The sequence below is a fragment of the Corallococcus exercitus genome (genome assembly GCF_003611585.1).
GTDB lineage: Bacteria > Myxococcota > Myxococcia > Myxococcales > Myxococcaceae > Corallococcus > Corallococcus exercitus.
Genome location: NZ_RAVW01000019.1, coordinates 1 through 20,445 on the forward strand (window position 1 = coordinate 1; position 20,445 = coordinate 20,445).

Annotated in this window: 17 protein-coding genes; 15 read left to right on the top strand and 2 right to left on the bottom strand. The window is 71.0% G+C overall.

What is annotated here, in order from left to right; all coding sequences use genetic code 11:
• Positions 1 to 783: 4Fe-4S dicluster domain-containing protein (locus D7W79_RS04120; RefSeq protein ID WP_208729632.1), on the bottom strand; the 783-nt coding region annotated here is incomplete at its 3' end.
• A 4-nt stretch (positions 784 to 787) separates the two neighbouring features.
• The gene (gene fdh / locus D7W79_RS04125) at positions 788 to 4,054 is read right to left on the bottom strand and encodes a formate dehydrogenase (RefSeq protein WP_276375042.1); all 3,267 of its coding nucleotides are present in this window, start codon (positions 4,052 to 4,054) and stop codon (positions 788 to 790) included.
• 300 nt (positions 4,055 to 4,354) lie between these two features.
• Here fdh and D7W79_RS04135 point away from each other — a divergent pair, with 300 nt between their 5' ends.
• From D7W79_RS04135 to D7W79_RS04210, 15 genes are all read left to right on the top strand, one after another.
• A complete protein-coding gene (locus tag D7W79_RS04135; RefSeq protein WP_120524020.1) occupies positions 4,355 to 4,747 on the top strand; it encodes a response regulator in 393 nt (130 codons plus the stop codon).
• Between the two features lie 124 nt (positions 4,748 to 4,871).
• Positions 4,872 to 5,483 (top strand): DUF2378 family protein, encoded by a 612-nt coding sequence (locus tag D7W79_RS04140; protein ID WP_120524021.1) that lies wholly within the window; start codon positions 4,872 to 4,874, stop codon positions 5,481 to 5,483.
• Positions 5,484 to 5,615: 132 nt separating this feature from the next.
• Positions 5,616 to 6,614 carry an SDR family NAD(P)-dependent oxidoreductase gene (locus tag D7W79_RS04145; protein WP_120524022.1) on the top strand — a complete coding sequence of 333 codons (999 nt, stop codon included), beginning with the start codon at positions 5,616 to 5,618 and terminating at the stop codon, positions 6,612 to 6,614.
• A 288-nt stretch (positions 6,615 to 6,902) separates the two neighbouring features.
• Positions 6,903 to 7,502 carry a hypothetical protein gene (locus D7W79_RS04150; protein WP_120524023.1) on the top strand — a complete coding sequence of 200 codons (600 nt, stop codon included), beginning with the start codon at positions 6,903 to 6,905 and terminating at the stop codon, positions 7,500 to 7,502.
• Between the two features lie 118 nt (positions 7,503 to 7,620).
• A complete protein-coding gene (locus tag D7W79_RS04155; RefSeq protein ID WP_120524024.1) occupies positions 7,621 to 8,583 on the top strand; it encodes a protein kinase in 963 nt (320 codons plus the stop codon).
• A 362-nt stretch (positions 8,584 to 8,945) separates the two neighbouring features.
• Complete coding sequence (locus tag D7W79_RS04160) at positions 8,946 to 9,596, top strand: cytochrome c3 family protein (RefSeq protein WP_120524025.1); 651 nt, start codon at positions 8,946 to 8,948, stop codon at positions 9,594 to 9,596.
• Complete coding sequence (locus tag D7W79_RS04170) at positions 9,584 to 12,769, top strand: TAT-variant-translocated molybdopterin oxidoreductase (RefSeq protein WP_244221585.1); 3,186 nt, start codon at positions 9,584 to 9,586, stop codon at positions 12,767 to 12,769. The genes D7W79_RS04160 and D7W79_RS04170 overlap by 13 nt, the downstream gene beginning before the upstream one ends.
• Positions 12,766 to 14,190, top strand: a complete 1,425-nt coding sequence (nrfD, locus tag D7W79_RS04175; RefSeq protein ID WP_120524026.1) for an NrfD/PsrC family molybdoenzyme membrane anchor subunit — start codon at positions 12,766 to 12,768, stop codon at positions 14,188 to 14,190. Before D7W79_RS04170 ends, nrfD begins: the two co-directional genes overlap by 4 nt.
• Positions 14,187 to 14,717, top strand: a complete 531-nt coding sequence (locus D7W79_RS04180) for a DUF3341 domain-containing protein (protein WP_120524027.1) — start codon at positions 14,187 to 14,189, stop codon at positions 14,715 to 14,717. Before nrfD ends, D7W79_RS04180 begins: the two co-directional genes overlap by 4 nt.
• Positions 14,714 to 15,667, top strand: a complete 954-nt coding sequence (locus D7W79_RS44460) for a c-type cytochrome (protein WP_244221586.1) — start codon at positions 14,714 to 14,716, stop codon at positions 15,665 to 15,667. The genes D7W79_RS04180 and D7W79_RS44460 overlap by 4 nt, the downstream gene beginning before the upstream one ends.
• Positions 15,664 to 16,854: a hypothetical protein gene (locus D7W79_RS04190; RefSeq protein ID WP_120524028.1), complete on the top strand. Its 1,191-nt coding sequence runs from the start codon at positions 15,664 to 15,666 to the stop codon at positions 16,852 to 16,854. Before D7W79_RS44460 ends, D7W79_RS04190 begins: the two co-directional genes overlap by 4 nt.
• Positions 16,851 to 17,210 (top strand): hypothetical protein, encoded by a 360-nt coding sequence (locus D7W79_RS04195; protein ID WP_120524029.1) that lies wholly within the window; start codon positions 16,851 to 16,853, stop codon positions 17,208 to 17,210. The genes D7W79_RS04190 and D7W79_RS04195 overlap by 4 nt, the downstream gene beginning before the upstream one ends.
• Positions 17,207 to 18,238: a cytochrome c oxidase subunit II gene (gene coxB / locus D7W79_RS04200; RefSeq protein WP_120524030.1), complete on the top strand. Its 1,032-nt coding sequence runs from the start codon at positions 17,207 to 17,209 to the stop codon at positions 18,236 to 18,238. The genes D7W79_RS04195 and coxB overlap by 4 nt, the downstream gene beginning before the upstream one ends.
• Complete coding sequence (locus D7W79_RS04205; protein WP_120524031.1) at positions 18,219 to 19,826, top strand: cbb3-type cytochrome c oxidase subunit I; 1,608 nt, start codon at positions 18,219 to 18,221, stop codon at positions 19,824 to 19,826. Before coxB ends, D7W79_RS04205 begins: the two co-directional genes overlap by 20 nt.
• Positions 19,816 to 20,445: a cytochrome c oxidase subunit 3 gene (locus D7W79_RS04210; RefSeq protein ID WP_120524032.1), complete on the top strand. Its 630-nt coding sequence runs from the start codon at positions 19,816 to 19,818 to the stop codon at positions 20,443 to 20,445. Before D7W79_RS04205 ends, D7W79_RS04210 begins: the two co-directional genes overlap by 11 nt.

The window sequence follows — 20,445 nt, forward strand, 5'->3', positions numbered from 1 at the left end:
CCCCAACACCACCGCGCCCACCGCCATGGCCACCATGCCCACCGCGCCCATCGCCACCGAGGCCCACGACCGCAGCGCCTTCTTCGTCGGCACCACGGGGTCGGGCGGCAGGTTGTAGACCTCCGGCTTGTCCAAGAGCAGGAAGAACGCGTTGAGCCCACCCGTGCCCGGCTGGTTCTCCGCGTCCTTCCCGTACAGGTACGCGTCCGTCATGCCCTGCTCATGCAGCGTGCGCACGCGCGTCTCCGCTCGCGCGTGCAGTTCGTCCAGGTCGCCGTACTGGATGGACGCCGTGGGACACGCCTTCGCGCACGCGGGCGTCTGGTCGTCGCCGATGCGGTCGTAACAGAGCGTGCACTTCCACGCGCGGCCGTCGTCCTCGCGGCGGTCAATCACCCCGAACGGACACGCCGACACGCAGTAGCCACAGCCGTTGCACACGTCCGGCTGCACGTAGACCGTGTCGAACTCCGTGCGGACGATGGCGCCCGTGGGACACGCCTCCAGACACCCCGCGAGCTGGCAGTGCTTGCACACGTCCGACATCATCAGCCAGGAGAAGTCCCCCGCGCCCGACGTCTGCCCCTGCAACGGCACCGGCCGCTCCACGAACGCCACGTGCCGCCACGTCGACGCGCCCAGGTGCGCCGTCTGGTCGTAGGACATGCCCGTGAAGTGGAAGCCGTCGTCTGGAAGCTGGTTCCACTGCTTGCACGCGACCTCGCACGCCTTGCAGCCGATGCAGAGCGTCGTGTCCGTGAAGAACCCCTTGCGGCTCCCCATGCGCCTATCCCTTCCCCTCGGGTTCCTGCGCTTCCGTGTGGTCCGTCTCACCCGGCGGCGTCACATCGCGCGGCACCTCCGGCACCGTGAGCGGAGGCTGCGCTGCTCCCGCCGCGGCCCGCTCTCCCGAGCGCATCCGCCCCGCCCGCAGGTCCGCCGTGAACACCTTCGACTCCTGGATGTCCACGTTCTGATCCGCGACGAACGCCGTCAGCTCGTTGGCCCCTTCGCCGCGCACGCGCCCCGTGACGCCCCAGTGGTACGGCAGGCCAATCTGGTGCACCTGCCGCCCCTTCACCCTCAGCGGGCGGATACGCTCCGTGACGAGCGCCCGGCACTCGAGGTCCCCTCGCGCCGTGGCGATGGTGCACCAGTCCCCGTTGGCCAGCCCCTTCTCACGCGCCAGCTCCGGGGAGATCTCGCAGAACATCTCCGGCTGCAGCTCGCTCAGCCAGGACAGCCAGCGCGACATGCCGCCCGCCGTGTGGTGCTCGGTGAGCCGGTAGGTCGTGACGAGGTACGGGTAGCGCGGATCGCCCCAGGCCCGGTGATAGGGATTGTCCTTGCGCCTCCACTCCTCGCGCGTGGGGCTGCACTGCTGCGCGTAGAGCGGATTCGGCACCACCGACTCCATGGGCTCGTAGTGCGTGGGCAGCGGCCCGTCCATCAACCCGCTGGGCGCGAACAGCCAGCCCTTGCCGTCCGCTTGCAGGAGGAACGGATCATTGCCCGCGAGCGTGTCCAGCCCCGTCGCGCCCTCGGGAGGCCGGTACTCCGGGGGCCGGTCCGCGATGAAGTCCGGCACGTCCTCGCCCGTCCACTTCTTCTGGCCGGCGTCCCACCACACGTAGCGTTTGCGCTCGCTCCAGGGCTTGCCGTCCACGTCCGCCGACGCGCGGTTGTAGAGGATGCGCCGGTTGGACGGCCACGCCCAGCCCCACTCGGGCGCCACCCACGTCTGCTCCTGCCCCGGCTTGCGCCGCGCCGTCTGGTTGACGCCGTCCTTGTAGCAACCCGAGTAGATCCAACAGCCGCATGCCGTGGAGCCGTCGTCCTTCAGCGCCGTGAACCCGTCCACCGGCTTGCCGTCCGCCACCGTGTAGCCGTTGATCTCCTTCAGCACCGCCTCCGCGGAGGGCTCCGCGTGCGGCCCGTGCGTCGGGTAGTCCCACGTCAGGTCCAGGAGCGGCGCGTCCTTCGGGTCCAGGGAGCCCGCGTAGAGTTGCCGCAGCTTGCGCCCCAGGTGGTAGGCGAAGTGCAGCTCGCTGCGCGTGTCCCCTTGCGGCTCCACCGCCTTGTGATGCCATTGCAGCAGCCGCTGCGTGTTGGTGAAGCTGCCGTCCTTCTCCGTGTGCGCGGCGGCCGGGAAGAAGAACACCTCCGTTTGAATGTCCTCCGGCCGCACCTGCCCGGACTGCACCTCCGGCGCCGTGCGCCAGAACTCCGCCGTCTCGATGAGGGTGAAGTCGCGCACCACCAGCCAGTCCAGCTTGCGCAGCCCCTTGCGCTGGAGCGCCCCGTTCATGCTGCCCACGGCGGGGTTCTCCCCCATGACGAAGTAGCCCTGGAGCTTCCCGTCCGCCATGTCCGCCACCGTCTGCATGTGCGAGTGGTTCCCGGTCAGCCGGGGCAGGTGGGCGAAGAGGTAGTCGTTGTCCTTCGTGGCCTTGTCCCCGAACCACGCCTTGAGCAGCGACACCGCGTACTTGGGGAACTCCGACCACCAGCCGCTGCCGGACTTGTTGTTGCGGATGTAGTGCTCCAGCCCGTCCGTCGAGGCCTTCGCGTGCGGCATGGGCAGGTAGCCCGGCAGCAGGTTGTAGAGCGTGGGGATGTCCGTGGAGCCCTGGATGGACGCGTGCCCGCGCAAGGCGAGGATGCCGCCGCCGGGCCGGCCGATGTTGCCCAGCAGGAGCTGGAGGATGGCCGCCGTGCGGATGTACTGCACGCCCACCGAGTGCTGCGTCCAGCCCACCGCGTAGCAGAACGCGCTGGTGCGCTCCGGGTTGGAGTTGGCGCACAGCGTCTGGGCCACCTGGAGGAACAGCGCCTCGTCCACGCCGCACACCTGGGACACCACCTTCGGCGTGTAGCGGGAGAAGTGGCGCTTCAAGAGCTGGAACACGCACCGCGGATGCTGGAGCGTCTCGTCGCGGTGCTCCTCGTGCACGTCCACCCGGTGGTCGTGCCCGCCGCCGCCCGCGCCCGGCTCGTCCGTCAGCTCCTTGTGGCCCGCCGCGGGGACGGCCCCCGCCACGTCCTGGTACTGCCAGGACGCGATGTCATAGCGGTTGTCCTTCGGCTGGTAGCCGCTGAAGAGCCCCTCCAGGTCCTCCGTGTCCAGGAAGTCCTCGCGGATGAGCGTGGCCGCGTTGGTGTACTGCACCACGTAGTCGCGGAAGTACCGCTCGTGCTCCAGCACGTAGTGGATGAGCCCGCCCAGGAACGCGATGTCCGTCCCTACGCGGATGGGCGCGTAGAGGTCCGCCACCGCGCTGGTGCGGGTGTAGCGCGGATCCACGTGGATGACCTTCGCGCCCCGGGCCTTCGCCTCCATCACCCACTGGAAGCCCACCGGATGGCACTCGGCCATGTTGGAGCCCTGGATGAGGATGCAGTCCGAGTGCTGCAGGTCCTGCTGGAACGTCGTGGCACCGCCGCGACCGAACGTGATGCCCAGACCGGGCACCGTGGACGCGTGTCATATTCGAGCCTGGTTCTCCACCTGCACGACGCCCAGCGCGCTGAACAGCTTCTTGAGGAGGTAGTTCTCCTCGTTGTCCAACGTCGCCCCGCCCAGGTGCGCCAGCCCCAGCGTCCGGTTCACCGGGTGGCCCTGCGCGTCACGCTGCTGGAACGTCGCGTCGCGCGTGCGCTTCACGCGCTCGGCCACCTTGTCCATGGCCTCTTCCAGCGGGATGGGCTCCCACTCCGTGCCACCGGGGCGGCGGTAGAGGACCTGCTGGACGCGTTGCGTTCCCGTGACCAACTGGAAGGTGGCGGCGCCCTTGGGACACAGCCTGCCGCGCGAGATGGGGGAATGCGGGTCGCCCTCGATGTCGAGGATGCGCCCGTCGCGCACGTGCACCTCCTGCCCGCAGCCCACCGCGCAGTACGGACAGATGGACTTCACGACCGCATCAGCGGACTTCGTGCGCGGCTCCAGCGAACGGCTGCGCGCCGTCATCGCCGTGTCCCCCAGCGCGCGGCCATCCCCGCGGGTGAGCTGCCGCAGCACGGGCCAACCCTTCAACAGGTCGCGGAACTTCAAGGCCGCTCCTCTCCACACTGGACGCGCACGTGGAACCCCGGCCCTGAAGATGGGGACGCGCGGCGGGGGAGGCCAGTGCCTCGAAGGCCCGCGACCCCGAACCGGCGGTCAGAGCAGGCGGGCAGGCATGAAAATGCACGGACCGCGAAATCAGACCGGGGGGCTCCAGCCGTTATTTCTCCACGGTGCCAACGCTCGTCCGGCTCCACCCTCTCCGGGGGCCTTCATGCCTTCAGGAGGAGCCGGACGACCACAGCCACGTGACGGCCGGACGTGGCAGAGAGCGAGTGGAGACACTGCATGACAGACAGTGCCCCCCTCATCCTCTTGATCGAGGACGAGGAAGACATCCGGGACGCGGTCGCGACGCTGTTGGAGATGGAGGGCTATCGCGTCGCGCAATGCATCCATGGCCAGGACGCATGGAACTGGCTGGAGTCCCATCCCCGGCCAGGGCTGGTGCTGCTGGACCTGATGATGCCGGTGATGGACGGACAGGCCTTCCTCAAGCGGCTGTCCGAGGCACGCATGCTGGAGGGCGTGCCCATCATCGTGCTGTCCGGCAGCCCCTTCCATCCACCGGGCGCGGTGACCTATCTGCGCAAGCCGGTGTCGGTGGCTTCCCTGATGGACATGGTGCGCCACTTCCTGCCTTCATCCGGGGAAGGCCCGGAAGGACCTCGCACGTCGTGAAACATGTGTCGCGTGGCGCAACGCGGGGCCATCCAGGACTCGCGATGGAACGAGACCTGTGGAATCCTCGCGCCCCGCCAGGTCCCCGCCTGGTCCAGTCCCCCTCATTCAAAGGACGACGCTGATGCCGCACGGCGCGCTGAATCTCCCCGACGACGTCGCCCGTGACCTGGAGGCTCGCCTGGCCGCGACGACGCCGGAGGACACGAGCCGGGGCCTGTTCTTCCTGGGCGTGCTGGACGCGGTGCGATTCCTGGGCGGCCCGGAGGCGGTGACGCGCTGTCTGGAGCAGGTGGGCGAGACCGCCGACTTCATGCCCATGCAGACCTATCCGTTCCCGCGCTTCCTGCGGCTGTCCTACGTCGCGGCCGAACAGCTGTCGTCGCTCGTGGGCGGGCATGAGGCGGCGCAGCGGCAGATTGGCACGCAGGCGATGCTGGACTTCCTCAACTCCATGTTCGCGCGCGACTTCGTGCAGCAGGCGGGAGGCGACCCGAAGCGGCTGCTGGAGTTGATGCACTCCGGCTACCGCACGGCGCTGAACTTCGGCGAGCGCACCGTGGAGTGGACGGGGCCCACGTCGGGCCGGGTCATCATGAAGCGCTCGCTGATGCCGGTGCCCTACAACGAGGGCATCCTCCAGTCCGCGCTGGAGGTGACGGGCGTGCACGACGTGCAGGTGCGCGGCCAGGCGCAGTCGCTGGTGGACGCCGTCTACGACGTCTCCTGGGCCTGAAGCCCCGCGCGCCCTGCCCCCCGGCCCGCCAGGCGGCCGGGCGAGGGAGGGGCGCGCGGAGGATTTCGGGGGCTTGTCCCGTGCGAAGCCCGTCCGGAAGCCCCACCTCTTCGCGAGGAGGGGGCAAAGCGCATGGCGCGTCACGGGGACTTGAGGGGACAGGTGGCCATCGTCACGGGCGCTTCGAGCGGCGTGGGCTGGCAGTCCGCGCTGCGCTTGGCGGAGGCCGGGGTTCGGCTGTGCGTCACCGCGCGGCGCCAGGCGGCGCTGGAGCGGCTGCGCGTGGAGGTGCTCCAGAAGGGCGGCGAGTGCCTGGTGTGTGAAGGCGACGTCACGGTGGCGGAGGACGTGGAGCGCGTGGTGCGCGAGTGTGTGGCGCACTACGGCCGCGTGGACCTGCTGGTGAACGCGGCGGCGGTGCAGTCCTACGGCTACTTCGACCAGCTGCCCTGGGAGCACATCACGCGAGTGTTCGACGTGGCGTGCTTCGGCTACTTCCGCTTCGCGCGCGCGGTGCTGCCGCACTTCCGGAAGCAGGGCCACGGCCACCTGCTCAACATCCAGTCCATGCTGTCGGCGGGGTCCGCGCCGCTCTTGTCCGCGTACTCGGCGGCGAAGCACGCGACGCTGGGGTGGGCGCAGTCGCTGGAGCTGGAGCTGAAGGGCACGGGCATCCAGGTGTCCAACGTGCTGGTGCCGTCCGTGTCCACACCCATGTTCGACCACGCGCCCACGATGCTCGGGAAGAAGCCCGTGCCGGTGCCGCCCACGTACGACGTGGACCTGGTGGCGAGGGCGGTGGTGCGGCTGGCGAAGCGGCCGGGCCGCACGTCGGTGCCGGCGTTCCTCCAGGGACGGCTGATGCTGTGGCTCAACGGCGTGGCGCCGTCGGTGGGCAAGGCGGTGCTCTCCCGCTTCGGCGCGCGGATGCAGACGACGGACACGCCGCTGTACCGGCCCGAGGGCAACCTCTTCACCCCCGTGGCCGAAGGCGTGGGCCCCCGGGGCAGCGTGCCGCCAACGCCCGCGTGGAAGCGCTTCACCGCGACGCTGGGACTGGCGGCGCTCACGGGCGGCGTGGTGGGCGGCGCGGTGCTGGGCGCTCGCGGCCTGGTGCGCGCGGCGCGCTGAAGCCCCCGGACGCCCCCTCCTCCCGAAGCGGTCCAGACCTGTCCGACAGTCGGACAGGTTCGCCCGCCGCGCCTCCGCCGGGAGGCCCGTGGGGTTCTCTCTTTCTCATCCCTGTAGAGGGAGGGGCCGCGATCAGGATTTTCCTGATCGCGGCGCTGATGGTGGGGTGTCAACGAAGTGTTGGGGAGGCGGGAAAACATCCTCGCGTTGCGGCGGTCTTTGGCTAGAAGGGGCCCCGCATGCGCACCGGGAAGGGTCGGCCGGGCGCGAACGTGGGGAGAAACCTCGATGCGTGGAAACAGCAAGTGGACGGGCCTGGCGCTGGTGGCGGGACTCGCGGTGTCGTCGCAGGCGGTGGCGGCTGAGGAGCCGAGCCTGAACAGCGATCCCGGCAAGGCGTCGGACTTCGGGCAGGCCAGCCAGGTCGTCATCAGCCAGGAGCTCAACGGCTTCCTGGGCTACAACACCGCCTCGGAAGTGTTCCTGATCCGCCTGGAGCCGTCCGCGGACTACTTCCTCCAGCAGAACCTGTCGGTGGGCGCGTCCGCGCTGGTGGCCTTCGGCTTCGGTGACAGCACCGTCGTGGGCCTGGGCGTGCTGGGCCGCGTGGGCTACCACCTGCCGCTCAACGAGCGCGTGTCCTTCTGGCCCAAGGCGGGCTTCGGCGTGCAGTTCGCGCACGTCCCGAACAGCAGCGACGTGAACTTCGTCCTGGATTTCAACGCCCCCATCCTGTTCCACGTCTCGCCGCACTTCTTCGTGGGCGCGGGCCCGCAGGTGCGCGCGCTCATCAGCCAGGACGTGGGCAGCCTGGGTTCGGAGCAGGGCAACTTCTCCGGCAACGACGTGACCATCGGCATCACGACCACGGTCGGCGGCTACTTCTAGCCTCGGACCTTTCCTGGCACTCCGGGCCGTGTGCCCGGGTGCCGGGGACCGCAGGACCTGGGACGTAGGACCGTTCCGGTTGACGTCCCAGGTTGGATGTGTTGGGTTGGAGGGTGCCATGTCCGTGCTTCCGTTCGCCTCCCGGCTGCCCGCGTTCGCCCCCCTGCATCCGCTGGGGAGGGGCCCGCTGGGCGAGTGGGTCTCCCTGGTGTGGCCGCTGGAGTCGGGTCCCGTCGAGGCGCGCCCGCTGGTGGTGAAGACGTTCCTGCTGGCGTCGGGCCTGGCGCCGGAGACGCGGCGTCCGCTGGAGGAGGCGCTGACGCGGGCGGTGCCGCTGCGGCATCCGGGCATCGCGAGGCTGCACGGCTTCCAGGTGGACGCGCGCGACACGCTGACGGTGGTGTCGGACTACGTCCCGGGCTGTTCGCTGGCCACGGCGCGCAGGCGCGTGATGGGGCGCGGGGCGCGGCCGTCGGAGGCGTTCGTATGCCACGTGGGCGCGGAGGTCGCGGGTGCATTGCAGGCTGCGCATGGCGCGCGCGTGGTGCACGGGGACGTGCAGTCACACCGCATCCGCGTGGGGCCCCGGGGTGAGGTGACGCTGACGGACTTCGGGCTGCGGCCCGCGCGTCCGCTGCTGCGCCGCTTCACGTCGCCGTCGCGGCCGGACGTGGTGGAGCTGCCGGTCCGCGAGGACGCGGTGGGCTCGCCGGTGGAGGCGCGGGAGGACGTGCGCGCGCTGGGGCGGGTGTTGCTGGGGCTGGTCGTGGGGAACGCGGTGGTCCCGGAGGATGCGGCCGGGGTGGACGCGGCGCTGGGGGGCGTGTCGCCCGCGCTGCGGGACGTGCTGCGCGGGGTGCTGCTGGACGCGCCGCGGGAGACGGACTCCGCCGCGTGGCTCCAGTCAGCGCTGCGCGACTGCATGGAGCGCGGCATGGCGTGTCACGGGCAGGAAGCGGTGGTGCGCGAGCTGGCGGCGTTGCCGGGCGCCGGGCCGCTGTCGCCGGTGGACGTGTACGTGGGCGCGGCATCGGTGATGACGGCCTCCGCGCCCGTGCGCGGGCGCACGCTGCCGTCCTGAGACACCGGGCGCGGGCTTCGCGCCGAAGCGCCGTCCTGAGGCACCGGGCGCGGGCTTCGCGCCGAGGCCCTGGACGACGGGACACACGGCTTCGTCTTGGGTGGCTCGCGTGGGGCGCTCGCGGACACCTGCGGGCGTGCTGACCTCGCGCATCGCGGATCGATCACTCACGAGCCGGTGCCGCTCGCGTGCTGCTCCGGGGAGCCACACTCGTGTGGAGTGGCGAACGTCGCGCGTCCTGGCCGTGTGAAAGGCGACGGGACGCGAACGGGCGGCTGGTGGTCTCCGCGAGGCCGCGCCCACAGTCGCGCCCGCCTCGCGTGCATGCGTGCTCGGGGCTTTGACGCTGTAGGGGGAGGGCCATGGCTCCGCTGTTCCGTCCTGGAACGGACTCGGTGTTGCGGGCGCTCATCGCGCTGGCACTGGGTGTGCCCGCGGTGTCGCTGGCGGGCCTGCTGCTCCTGGCGCGCAACCCGCTGGGCCGGGGCTCGTTCGCGCCCCACGAACAGCCACTCCCGTTCGACCACCGGCACCACGTGGGCGACGAGGGCATCCCGTGCGGCTACTGCCATGAGGGCGCGTGGCGCTCGCCGGTGGCGGGCGTGCCGCCCACGCAGCGCTGCCTGGGATGCCACGCGCAGGTGTGGAACGAGAGCGCGAGGCTGGAGCCGGTGCGCGCCAGTGGCTTCGACGGCACGCCGCTTCCGTGGAACCGGGTGCACGCGCTGCCGGACTACGTCTGGTTCAGCCATCAAGCCCACGTGAACAAGGGCGTGGGCTGCGTCACCTGCCACGGCCGCGTGGACACCATGCCGGCCGTGCAGCAGGTGGCGCCGCTCACCATGGGCTGGTGCCTGGACTGTCACCGCGACCCGACGCCCTGGCTGCGCCCCGTGTCCGAGGTCGCGAACCTCACGTGGCGCCCCCCGGGAGACCCCAGGGAGACGGGCCGCGCGGTGCAGGCCGCGCTCGACGTGAACCCGAGGACGGATTGCAACACATGCCACTTCTGACCGACCCCGCCCGCACGGATGCCCCTGACGCGCCCGCGACGGAGCCGGTGCGCGCGTGGAGGAGCCTGGAGGAGTGGCACGCGGGAGGACCCGGCCCCGAGGCCGTGTCGAGAGAGCATCCCCCGGGCGCGATGCTCCCGCCCGAGGGCGTGGCTCGGCGCACCTTCCTGCAACTGGCGACCGCGTCGCTGGCGGCGGCGGGCTTCAGCGGGTGCTTCCGTCAGCCGCCGGAGAAGATCCTCCCGTACTCGACACCGCCGGAGGGCCTGACGCCGGGAGTGCCGCTGCACTTCGCCACGGGGCTGGAGTGGAGCGGGCGCACGGTGGGCCTGGTGGTGGAGAGCCACGAGGGCCGGCCCACGAAGGTGGAGGGCAACCCGCTGCATCCGGCGAGCCTGGGCGCGGCGGGAGTCTTCGAGCAGGCGGCGCTGCTGGGACTCTACGACCCCGCGAGGGCGAAGACCGCGCGGCTGCAAGGCGTGGAGGCCGCGTGGAGCACCGTGCGGGACGCGCTGCGTAAGCAGGCCGAGCGCCAGGACGGAGGCGCGGGGTTGCGCTTCCTGGTGGAGCCCACGGGCAGTCCGCTGGTGCAGGCGCTGTACGCGCGCATCCAGCAGCGCTTCCCGTATGCGCGGATCATCCCCTGCGGCGTGGCCCTGGCGGACGGGCGCCGCGAGGGCACTCGGCTGGCCTACGGCAGGGTGCTGGACGTGGTGCACGACGTCGGGCGCGCGGTGGTGGTGGCGGTGGACGATGACTTCCTCGCGACCACACAGCCCGGGCACCTGCGCGCGGCGCGGGACTTCGTGAGCGCGCGCAAGCCGGAGGCGATGAACCGGCTGTGGGTCGCGGAGAGCACGCTGACCCTCACGGGCGGCTTCGCGGACGAGCGGCTGCGGATGCGGCCCTCGCAGGGCGTCGCGCTGATGCTCGCGCTGGCGGCGGAGGTGGGCGGGGGCATATCCGGGAGCACGGGCGCGAACGCTCCGGTGGGTCCGGTGCCTGGCCCCAACGAAGGAGGTGCGGGCGCACGGGCTCCGGCGGCTCCCTCGCGCGCGGCCCCCGCGGAAGGTGGCCCGGGCCCGCGTGTCACGGAGACCCTGGCCGCGAAGCTCGCGCAGCTGCGCGTTCCCGCGACCGCGCTCACGGACGCGCAGCGCGCCTGGGTGCGCGGCGCGGCGAGGGACCTGCTCGCGCACCGGGGGCAGGGCCGGGTGACGGTGGGCCCGCGCCAGCCGCCGCTGGTGCATGAGCTGGCGTTCGCGGTGGACGAGGCGCTGGGCAACACGCCCCGGCTGCTCGAACCCGTGGCGTTTCCGGACGAAGGCCCGGAGGCGCTGAACCTGCTCATGGCGGAGCTGTTCGATGGACGGGTGGACACGCTGATCATCACGGCGTGGAACCCGGCCTGGACGATGACCGTGGACTCGAACTTCACGCGCAACCTGGAGCGCGCGCCCTTCCGCCTGTACCACGGCCTCCACGAGGACGAGACGGCGGCGCGCTGCCCCACCTTCGTCCCCGCGACGCACCCCTTCGAGTCCTGGCGCGATGGCCGCGCACCCGACGGCACCGCGTCCGTACTGCAACCGCTCATCGCACCCCTGTTCCCCGGCGCGGTCTCCGAGGTGGAGCTCCTGTCCGTCTTCGCGGGCCTGGAGTCGCAGAGCCCGTACGAGCTGCTCAAGTCCCTGTGGCGCGAACGCTCGGGCGCACCGCTGGACTTCGAGGCGCGGTGGGAGACCTGGCTCGCGGACGGTGTCATCCCCGGCACCCAGGCGCCGCCTGCGCGGGCCGTGTTGGACGAGGCCGCGGTGGTGCAGGACGCGCTGGAGGTCGCGGGACTGGCGTCCTTGCGCATCGTGCAGGACGCACCGGACCTCCGGGCGGAAGCCCGCGCGAGCCACCTGAGCAAAGCCCCCGAGGGCCTGGAGCTGTCCCTGGTGCTGGACTCGCGGCTGTACGACGGCCGCTTCGCGGGCAACGCGTGGCTCCAGGAGCTGCCCGACCCGGTGACGAAGCTCACCTGGGACAACGCGGCGCTGCTCTCCCCGGCCACCGCGCGGGCCCTGTCACTGGAGAAGGGCGACGTGGCGCGGCTGGAGGTGCTGGGGCAGGCGGTGGAGGTGCCCGTGCTGGTGCTGCCCGGCCAGCCGGACGACACGGTGACGCTGGCGCTGGGCCACGGCCGCGAGCGCGTGGGCCCGGTGGGGCAGGGCGTGGGCGTCAACGCGTACCCGCTGCGGTCCCGGTACATGCCCTGGGGGGGGGGCCTCGGGAGCATCACCCGCACGGGCCGGCACCAGGCCCTGGCGCTCACGCAGGAGCACTGGAGCATGGAGGGGCGCCAGCTGGCGCTCCAACTGGCGCAGGCGGCCTTCCGCGCGAAGCCCCAGGCGCTCCAGCCACTCCAGGAGGACGGCGAGCGGCTCTATCCACCCGCCGCGCTGCTGAAGAGCGACCGCCACCAGTGGGCCATGGCCATCGACCTGCACCGGTGCACGGGGTGCAGCGCGTGCATGGTGGCCTGCCAGGCGGAGAACAACGTGCCGGTGGTGGGGCGCGACGGCGTGCTCAAGAGCCGGGAGATGCACTGGCTGCGCATCGACCGGTACTTCCTGGGCGACCCGGACGACCCGGGCTTCATCACCCAGCCCGTGGCGTGCGTGCACTGCGAGGCCGCGCCCTGCGAGTACGTGTGCCCGGTGAACGCCACCGTCCACTCGGACGAGGGCCTCAACCAGATGGTCTACAACCGCTGCATCGGGACGCGGTACTGCTCCAACAACTGCCCCTACAAGGTCCGTCGCTTCAACTATCTGGAGTACCAGCAGCGTGAGCCCCTCACGCGCCTGCGCCAGAACCCGGACGTGACGGTGCGCTCGCGCGGCGTGATGGAGAAGTGCACGTACTGCGTGCAGCGCATCGAGCGGGCCCGCACGGTCGCGCGCTCGGCGCACCGGGACGTGCGCGAGGGTGAAGTCCTCACCGCGTGCCAGCAGGCCTGTCCCACGGAGGCCATCACCTTCGGAGACCTGCGCGCCCCGGAGTCGCGCGTGCGCCGCGAGCATGAGGACCCCCGGCACTACAAGCTGCTCAACACGCTGGGCACCCGGCCGCGCACGGTGCACCTGGTGCGCCTGAAGAACCCGGCGCCGAAGGGAGGCGCATGAGCACGGCCGATCCGCAGGTGCCCGCGCCCGGAGATCCGCTCGCCGAGCACCCGCTGCTGGAGGGGCGCCACTCCGACCGCGCCTACAGCGAATCGCTGCTGGCGTACGTGCACAGCCCTCCGGGCCGGACCTGGTGGGCGCTGCTGGGGTTCGGGCTGGCCGGCACGGCGGTGCTGACGGTTGCTATCGGCGTCACGCTCTTCGTGGGCGTGGGGATGTGGGGCAACAACATCCCGGTGGCGTGGGCGTTCGGCATCACGAACTTCGTGTGGTGGATCGGGATTGGTCACGCGGGGACGCTGATCAGCGCCATCCTGCTGCTGTTCCAGGAGAAGTGGCGCGGGTCCATCAACCGCTTCGCGGAGGCGATGACGCTCTTCGCGGTGACGTGCGCGGGGCTCTTCCCGCTGCTGCACCTGGGGCGGCCGTGGAAGTTCTACTGGCTGGTGCCGTACCCCAGCAGCCTGCGGGCGTGGCCGCAGTTCCGCTCGCCGCTGACGTGGGACATCGCGGCGGTGGGGACGTACCTCACGGTGTCGCTGCTGTTCTGGTACGTGGGGCTGGTTCCGGACCTGGCCACGGCGCGCGACACGGCGAGGACGCCCCGGGCGCGCTTCTGGTACGGGCTGGCGAGCCTGGGGTGGCGCGGCTCGGCGCGGCACTGGCGGCAGTGGCGCACGGGCTACCTGCTGCTGGCGGGGCTGGCCACGCCGCTGGTGGTGAGTGTGCACACCATCGTGTCCTTCGACTTCGCGGTGGCGCAGCTGCCGGGCTGGCACACGACCATCTTCCCGCCGTACTTCGTCGCGGGCGCGGTGTTCAGCGGCTTCGCGCTGGTGCTCACGCTGTTGATTCCGGCGCGCAAGGCGCTGCGCATCGAGCACGTGGTGACGCCGCTGCACCTGGACAACATGGCGAAGGTGCTGATGGCCACGGGGTGGATGGTGGCCTACGGCTACATCCAGGAGCACTTCTTCGCCTGGTTCAGCGCGAACCCCTTCGAGATGCACGCCACGCAGGCCGAGTTCTTCGGGCCGTACGCGCCGCTGTTCTGGATGCAGGTGTTCTGCAACGTGGGGGTGCCGCAGCTGTTCTGGTTCCCCCGGCTGCGCACGAACGTGGTGGTGCTCTGGGTGGCGGCGCTGCTCATCAACGTGGGGATGTGGACGGAGCGCTTCCTCATCGTGGTGGCGTCGCTGAGCATGGACTTCCTGCCCTCGTCCTGGGCGGCGTACCGGCCCACGTGGGTGGACTGGAGCCTGCTGGGCGGCACGGTGGCGTTCTTCGGCACGGCGTTCCTGCTGTTCCTGAAGTTCGTGCCGCCCGTGTCCATGAGCGAGATGAAGGAGCTCCAGCGCGAGGTGGACGCGTCGCTCCAGTTCCGGCGTGAGCAGGGCACCCGGCCCGGCGGTGCGCCATGAACCGCCACTGGGTATTGGGAGAGTTCACGTCCAGCGACGCGCTGGTGGCCGCGCTCAAGGCCCTGCGCGCGAAGGGCTTCATGCAGCTGGACGCGCACACGCCGTTCCCGGTGGAGGAGACGTTCGAGGCGCTGGGACTGAAGCGCTCGTGGCTGCCGCCGCTGACCCTGGCCGCGGGACTGGGAGGCGCGGCGTTCGCGTACGTGGCGCAGTGGTTCACGAACGCCGTGGACTATCCGTTGGACGTGGGAGGCCGGCCGCTGCACAGCGTGCCCACGAACCTGCCCATCACGTTCGAGCTGGGCGTGCTGAGCGCGGCGCTGATGGTCTTCGGCGCGCTGATGGTGCTCTTCGGCTTCCCGCACGTCACGCACCCGGTGTTCGACGTGGAGTCCTTCCGCAGCGCGTCCGTGGATGGCTTCTGGGCGAGCGTGGCGGTGGACGCGGAGGACGCGCCGGCGGTGGAGGCGGCGCTGCGCGAGCTGGGGGCGCGGCAGGTGTCGGTGGTGGACGAGGGCGCGCGATGAGGCGCTGGATGCTCACCGTGCTGCTGGGTGGGACGGTCGCGTGCGTCGACACGGATCCGATGGCGGCGCAGCCGCGCGCGGAGGCGTTCGAGGCGAGCACGTTCTTCGACGATGGCCGCGCCATGCGGCCCCTGGTGCGGGGGACGGTGGCGCGGGAGTGGCGCACGCGAGGGGACTCGTCGGGGCTCACGGCGGAGGGAGGCTGGCTCCAGGTCGTGCCGGTGCCGCTCACCCGTGAGCTGCTGGAGGAGGGGCGCACGGCCTATGAGACCTGGTGCGCGGTGTGCCACGGGCTGACGGGGGACGGGGATGCCATCGTGGCCCGGAAGATGCCGCTGCGCCGGCCGCCCGGGCTGTTCGTGCCGCACGACCACGCGGCCCAGGTGGTCTACGGCGTGGCGGAGAACGAAGCCCCGTACACGGGAACGCAGGCCGTGACCGCACGCGCGGGACCGGAGGCCTTCCCGCTGCCCGAGAGGGTGGACGGGTGGGGCGCCGTGAGGGACACGTCCGACGCGGGGCGGCCCGGTGCCGCGCTCTCCTGGGCGCGCGATGCGGGCTGGCCCCAGGCCTGGGCGGCGTCACCCGTGGGCCCGGAGTCACGGCCCGGAGCGCCGGGCAGCCCGGACGCGGGGCGGGTGACGGTCAGCGACGCGGCCGCGGCCCGGGCCCGGCAGCATGCGCTCGTGGGAGGGCGCGGCCTCGCGATGGAGGGGCGGCTCGACGAGCCCTCCACGACGGGAGACCTGCCGCACCCGCCGGGCTTCTACTTCGCGGTCATCTCCGACGGTTTCGGCGTGATGCCCGCCTACGGCCCGCAGCTGGCGCCGCATGAGCGCTGGGCCGTGGTCGCGTACCTGAGAGCGCTGGGCCGCAGTCAGCGCGCCCCGCTCACCGCCGCACCCCCCGATGTGCAGGCGCGGCTGCGCCAGGAGGTCCGCACGCGATGACGCCTCCCGTGCTTCCACGCTTCGAGGGCGGACGGCGCGCGCGGATCATCAGCGCGGCGCTGGGGGTCGTGGGCCTCGCGGCCACCGCGCTCGGCGCCTTCGTCGACGTACGCCAGGCCCTGGCGGGGTACCTCTTCGGGTTCACCTACTGGCTGGGGCTGTGCCTGGGCGTGTTGCTGCTGCTCGCCTCCTTCCACGCGTCGAAGGCGCGCTGGCCCGTGGTGCTGCGCCGCGCGCTGGAGGTCACGGCCGCCATCGCGCCGCTGTTCCTCCTGCTCTTCGTGCCCCTCGCGCTGGGGATGCGGCACCTGTACCCGTGGGTCGCGCCCTCCGCGGACCTGGGCGAGCACGCGTTGCAGGTGCTCGACCACCGGCGGCTCTACAACAACGTGCCCTTCTTCCTGGTGCGCGCGGCGCTGTACTTCCTCACCTGGGGGCTGGTGGGGGCGCTGCTGTACCGCTGGTCCGTGCGGCAGGACGCGACGGGCGACCTGCGCTGGACGCTGTGGCAGCGGCGGCTGAGCGGGGGCTCGCTGCCCGCGCTGGGCCTCACGTTCTCCTTCATGACGCTGGACTGGATGATGTCGCTGGAGGCGACGTGGCAGTCCACCGTCTACGCCGTCCACGTCTTCTCCGGCGCCTTCGTGGGCGGGCTCGCCCTGGTCATCGTCGCGGGCGCGGCCACGCGGGACACGCCGCACTTTGGCAGCCTGCTGTCCCCCGGCCACTACCACCGGCTGGGCACGCTGCTGTTCGCCTTCATCTGCTTCTGGGCCTACATCGCCTATTCGCAGTTCATGCTCATGTGGGTCGCCGCCCTGCCGGAGGAGGTGAGCTGGTACCGCGTCCGCCTGGAGGACGGCTGGGGCGCGGTGTCGCTGGTGCTGATGCTGGGCCACTTCGTCATCCCCTTCGCGCTCCTCCTGTCGCGCGAGCTCAAGGCGCGCCCCCGGGCGCTGGGGGCCGTGGCGCTGTGGATGCTGGCGATGCATGCCGTGGACGTGGCGTGGCTGCTGTTCCCCTCGCTCTTCCCGGAGGCCGTCGTCATTCCGTGGACGGCGCTCACCGCGTGGGTGGGCGTGGGCGGCCTGTCCGTGGCGGCGGCCCTCTGGCTCACGCGCGGAGCCTATCCCGTGCCCGTGGCGGATCCCTACCTCGTCCACTCGCTCCAGGTGCGCCCGCCATGAGCGAACCCCGTCCACCGCCTCCGGAGCTGGAGCGGCTGCCCACCGCGTGGCTGCTGCGCGTCGGCGCCGTGGCGCTGGCGCTGCTCGCGGCGGCCAGTGTCGCGGCGTGGGCCCTGTGGATCCTCTGGCGCCCCGGAACCGAGCGTCCGCTCCCGCTCCCTCCGGGCACCCTCCAGATTGGCATGATCGACCCGGTGCCCTTCTCGCTGGACCGGCGCGCGGATGAGCTGAAGGCCCGGCAGCGCGAGCGGCTGGAGGGCTACGGCTGGGTGGACGTGGACGCGGGTGTCATCCACCAGCCCATCGACGCGGCCATGCGGCAGCTGCTCTCCGAAGCCGAAGGAGGCGCGCGATGAACGAGCTGCTGCGCCGGCTCTTCTTCCTCCCGGAGCAGGGCTCCACCTTCGCCGTGAAGGTGGATCACCTGCACTACTTCCTGCTCCTCACCACGCTCGCGGTGGCGGTGGGCATTGGCACGGTCGGCATCGTCTTCCTGGTGCGCTACCACCGGCGCACGGCGTCGGACGCCACGCCGCGCGTGGTGGCGCCCACGTGGATGGAGGGGCTGTTCATCGGCGTGCCGCTGTCGCTGTTCCTGCTCTGGTTCGTCCTGGGCTTCCAGCAGTTCGTCTGGGTGATGAGCCCGCCCCAGGACGCGCTGGACGTGTACGTCACCGGCAAGCAGTGGATGTGGAAGTTCACCTATCCCGGAGGCCCCAGCGCCATCGACACGCTGGTGGTGCCCGCGGGCCGGCCCGTGCGGCTGCTCATCACCTCGCGGGACGTCATCCACTCCTTCTACGTGCCGGACTTCCGCATGAAGCGCGACGCCGTGCCCAGCCGCTACACCGACCTCTGGTTCGAGGCGCCGAAGCCCGGCCGCCACCTGGTGCTGTGCGCGGAGTACTGCGGGCTGGACCACTCGCAGATGCGCGCCGAGGTGGTGGTGCTGTCGCCCGCGGACTTCGAGTCCTGGCGGGACGCCCAGCGCCGGAACCTCCCCGTGGCCGCGCTGCCGGGCGCCAACACGCCGGAGACGATGGCCGTCCGGGGCGAGCGCATCGCCACCGCGCAGGGCTGCCTGCAATGCCACACGGTGACGGGCGCGCCGCACATCGGTCCCACGTGGCTGGGGCTGTATGGCCGCAAGGAGCCGCTGGAGGGCGGCGGCGCGGTGCTCGCGGACGAGGCGTACCTCACCGAGTCCATGATGGATCCGCTGGCGAAGGTGGTGGCCGGCTACGCGCCCGTGATGCCCGGCTACCACGGCCGCTTGAGCGCGGAGGACTCCGGCGCGCTCGTGGAGTTCATCAAGTCCCTGCGTCCCCTGCGCCCGGGTGTCACCGCGGCCGAGGAGCCCGTCTATGTCCCCACCGGCCGCTGAGTCCTACCTGTCGGACGGACGCACCCTGTGGTCGTGGCTCACGACGCACGACCACAAGCGCATCGGGGTGATGTTCCTGGTGCTGACGCTCTTCTTCTTCCTCGTGGGCGGCCTGTTCGCGCTGGCGCTGCGCATCGAGCTGCTCACGCCGGGCCGCACCATCATGGGGCACCTGGCGTACAACCGGATGTTCACGCTCCATGGCGTCACCATGGTGTGGCTGTTCATGATTCCGGCCATCCCGTCCGCCTTCGGCAACTTCCTGGTGCCGCTGATGATTGGCGCCCGGGACGTGGCCTTCCCCCGGCTCAACCTGGCGTCCGTGTACCTCTACGTGCTGGGCGCCAGCGTCACGCTGTGGGGCATGTTCGAGGGCGGCGCGGACACGGGCTGGACCTTCTACACGCCCTACAGCACCACGACGGGCACGGCGGTGCTGCCGGTGCTGGTGGGCGTGTTCATCATCGGGTTCTCCACCATCGTCACCGGGCTCAACTTCATCGCCACGGTGCACACGCTCCGGGCGCCGGGCCTGACGTGGATGAAGCTGCCGCTGTTCGTCTGGGCCATCTACGGCACGTCCATCATCCAGGTGCTGGCGACGCCGGTGCTGGGCATGGTGCTGCTGCTGGTGGCGCTGGAGCGGGTGGTGGGCGCGGGCATCTTCGACCCCGCGCGCGGCGGAGACCCGCTGCTCTTCCAGCACCTGTTCTGGTTCTACAGCCACCCGGCCGTCTACATCATGGTGCTGCCGTCCATGGGCGTCATCAGCGAGGCGGTGTGTGCCTTCAGCCGCAAGAACGCCTTCAGCTACCGGATGATTGTCTATTCCACGCTGGGCATCGCGTTCGTGGGGTTCTTCACCTGGGGCCACCACATGTTCGCGTCCGGCCAGTCCATCTTCGGCTCCGGCGCGTTCGGCGCCATGTCGATGCTGGTGGCCATCTTCACGGCGATCAAAATCTTCTCCTGGCTGGGCACGCTCTACCGGGGCTCCATCGCCATCGAGTCGCCGCTCATCTACACGCTGGGGTTCATGTTCTTCCTCTTCTTCGGAGGGATGATTGGCGTGGCGTACTCGACCACGTCGTTGAACCTGCACTGGCACGACACGTACTCGGTGGTGGCGCACTTCCACTTCATCATGGTGGGGGCCACGGTGATGGCGTTCCTGGGGGCGCTGCACTACTGGTTCCCGAAGATGTTCGGGAGGTGCTTCCCGGCGAAGCTGGCCAACAGCGCTGCGGTGCTGATCATCTTCGGCTTCATCACCACGTTCGTCCCGCAGTTCCTGCTGGGCAACATGGGGATGCCCCGGAGGTACGCGGACTACCCGCCGCACTTCCAGTCGCTGCACGTGGCGTCCACGGCGGGCGCGTCCCTGCTGGCGTTCGGGTTCCTGATCATCGCGGCCTATCTGGCGTGGAGCCTGAAGTACGGCGCCGTCGCGGGGGACAACCCCTGGGGCAGTGACGGCTTCGAGTGGCGGAGCGCCTCCCCGCCGCCCACGCACAACTTCCACGTCACGCCCGAGTACCCCACCGGCCCGCACGAGTACGCGCGGGAGGAGGTGCCGCATGCCGCCTGAGGCCGTAACGGAGCACTGGGGCTCCGAGGACGCGCGCAAGCAGGCGGCGTACCTGGGCATGTGGGTCTTCATCGCGACGGAGGTGTTGCTCTTCGCGGGGTTGTTCACGGCCTATGGCGTGTATCGCTCGGTGTACCCGGAGGCGTTCCGCGCCGCGCAGCTCACGATGGAGGTGGGGCTGGGCACGCTGAACACGTTCCTCCTGGTGTCGAGCAGCATCCTGGTGGCGCTCGCGGTGCACGCGGTGAGAGGCAACCGGCCGGGGCTGGGCGGCGCGCTGCTGCTGGCGGCGGCGCTGTTGGGAATCGTGTTCCTGGGGGTGAAGGGCGTGGAGTACTCGCACCACGTGAGGGAGGGGGGCTTGCCGGGAGACGCGTACCGGTTCGCGGAGGTGCCGCGCGTGGGGGCGAGCCTCTTCTTCACGCTGTACTACCTGCTGACAGGCCTCCACGCGCTGCACGTGACGGTGGGCGTGAGCGTGCTGACGGTGCTGGGCGTGCGGTCCGCGTCGGGGGCGTTCGGGCCGTCGTACGCGACGCCGGTGGAGCTGGGCGGCATGTACTGGCACCTGGTGGATGTCATCTGGCTGTTCGTCTATCCCATCCTGTACCTGTCATGA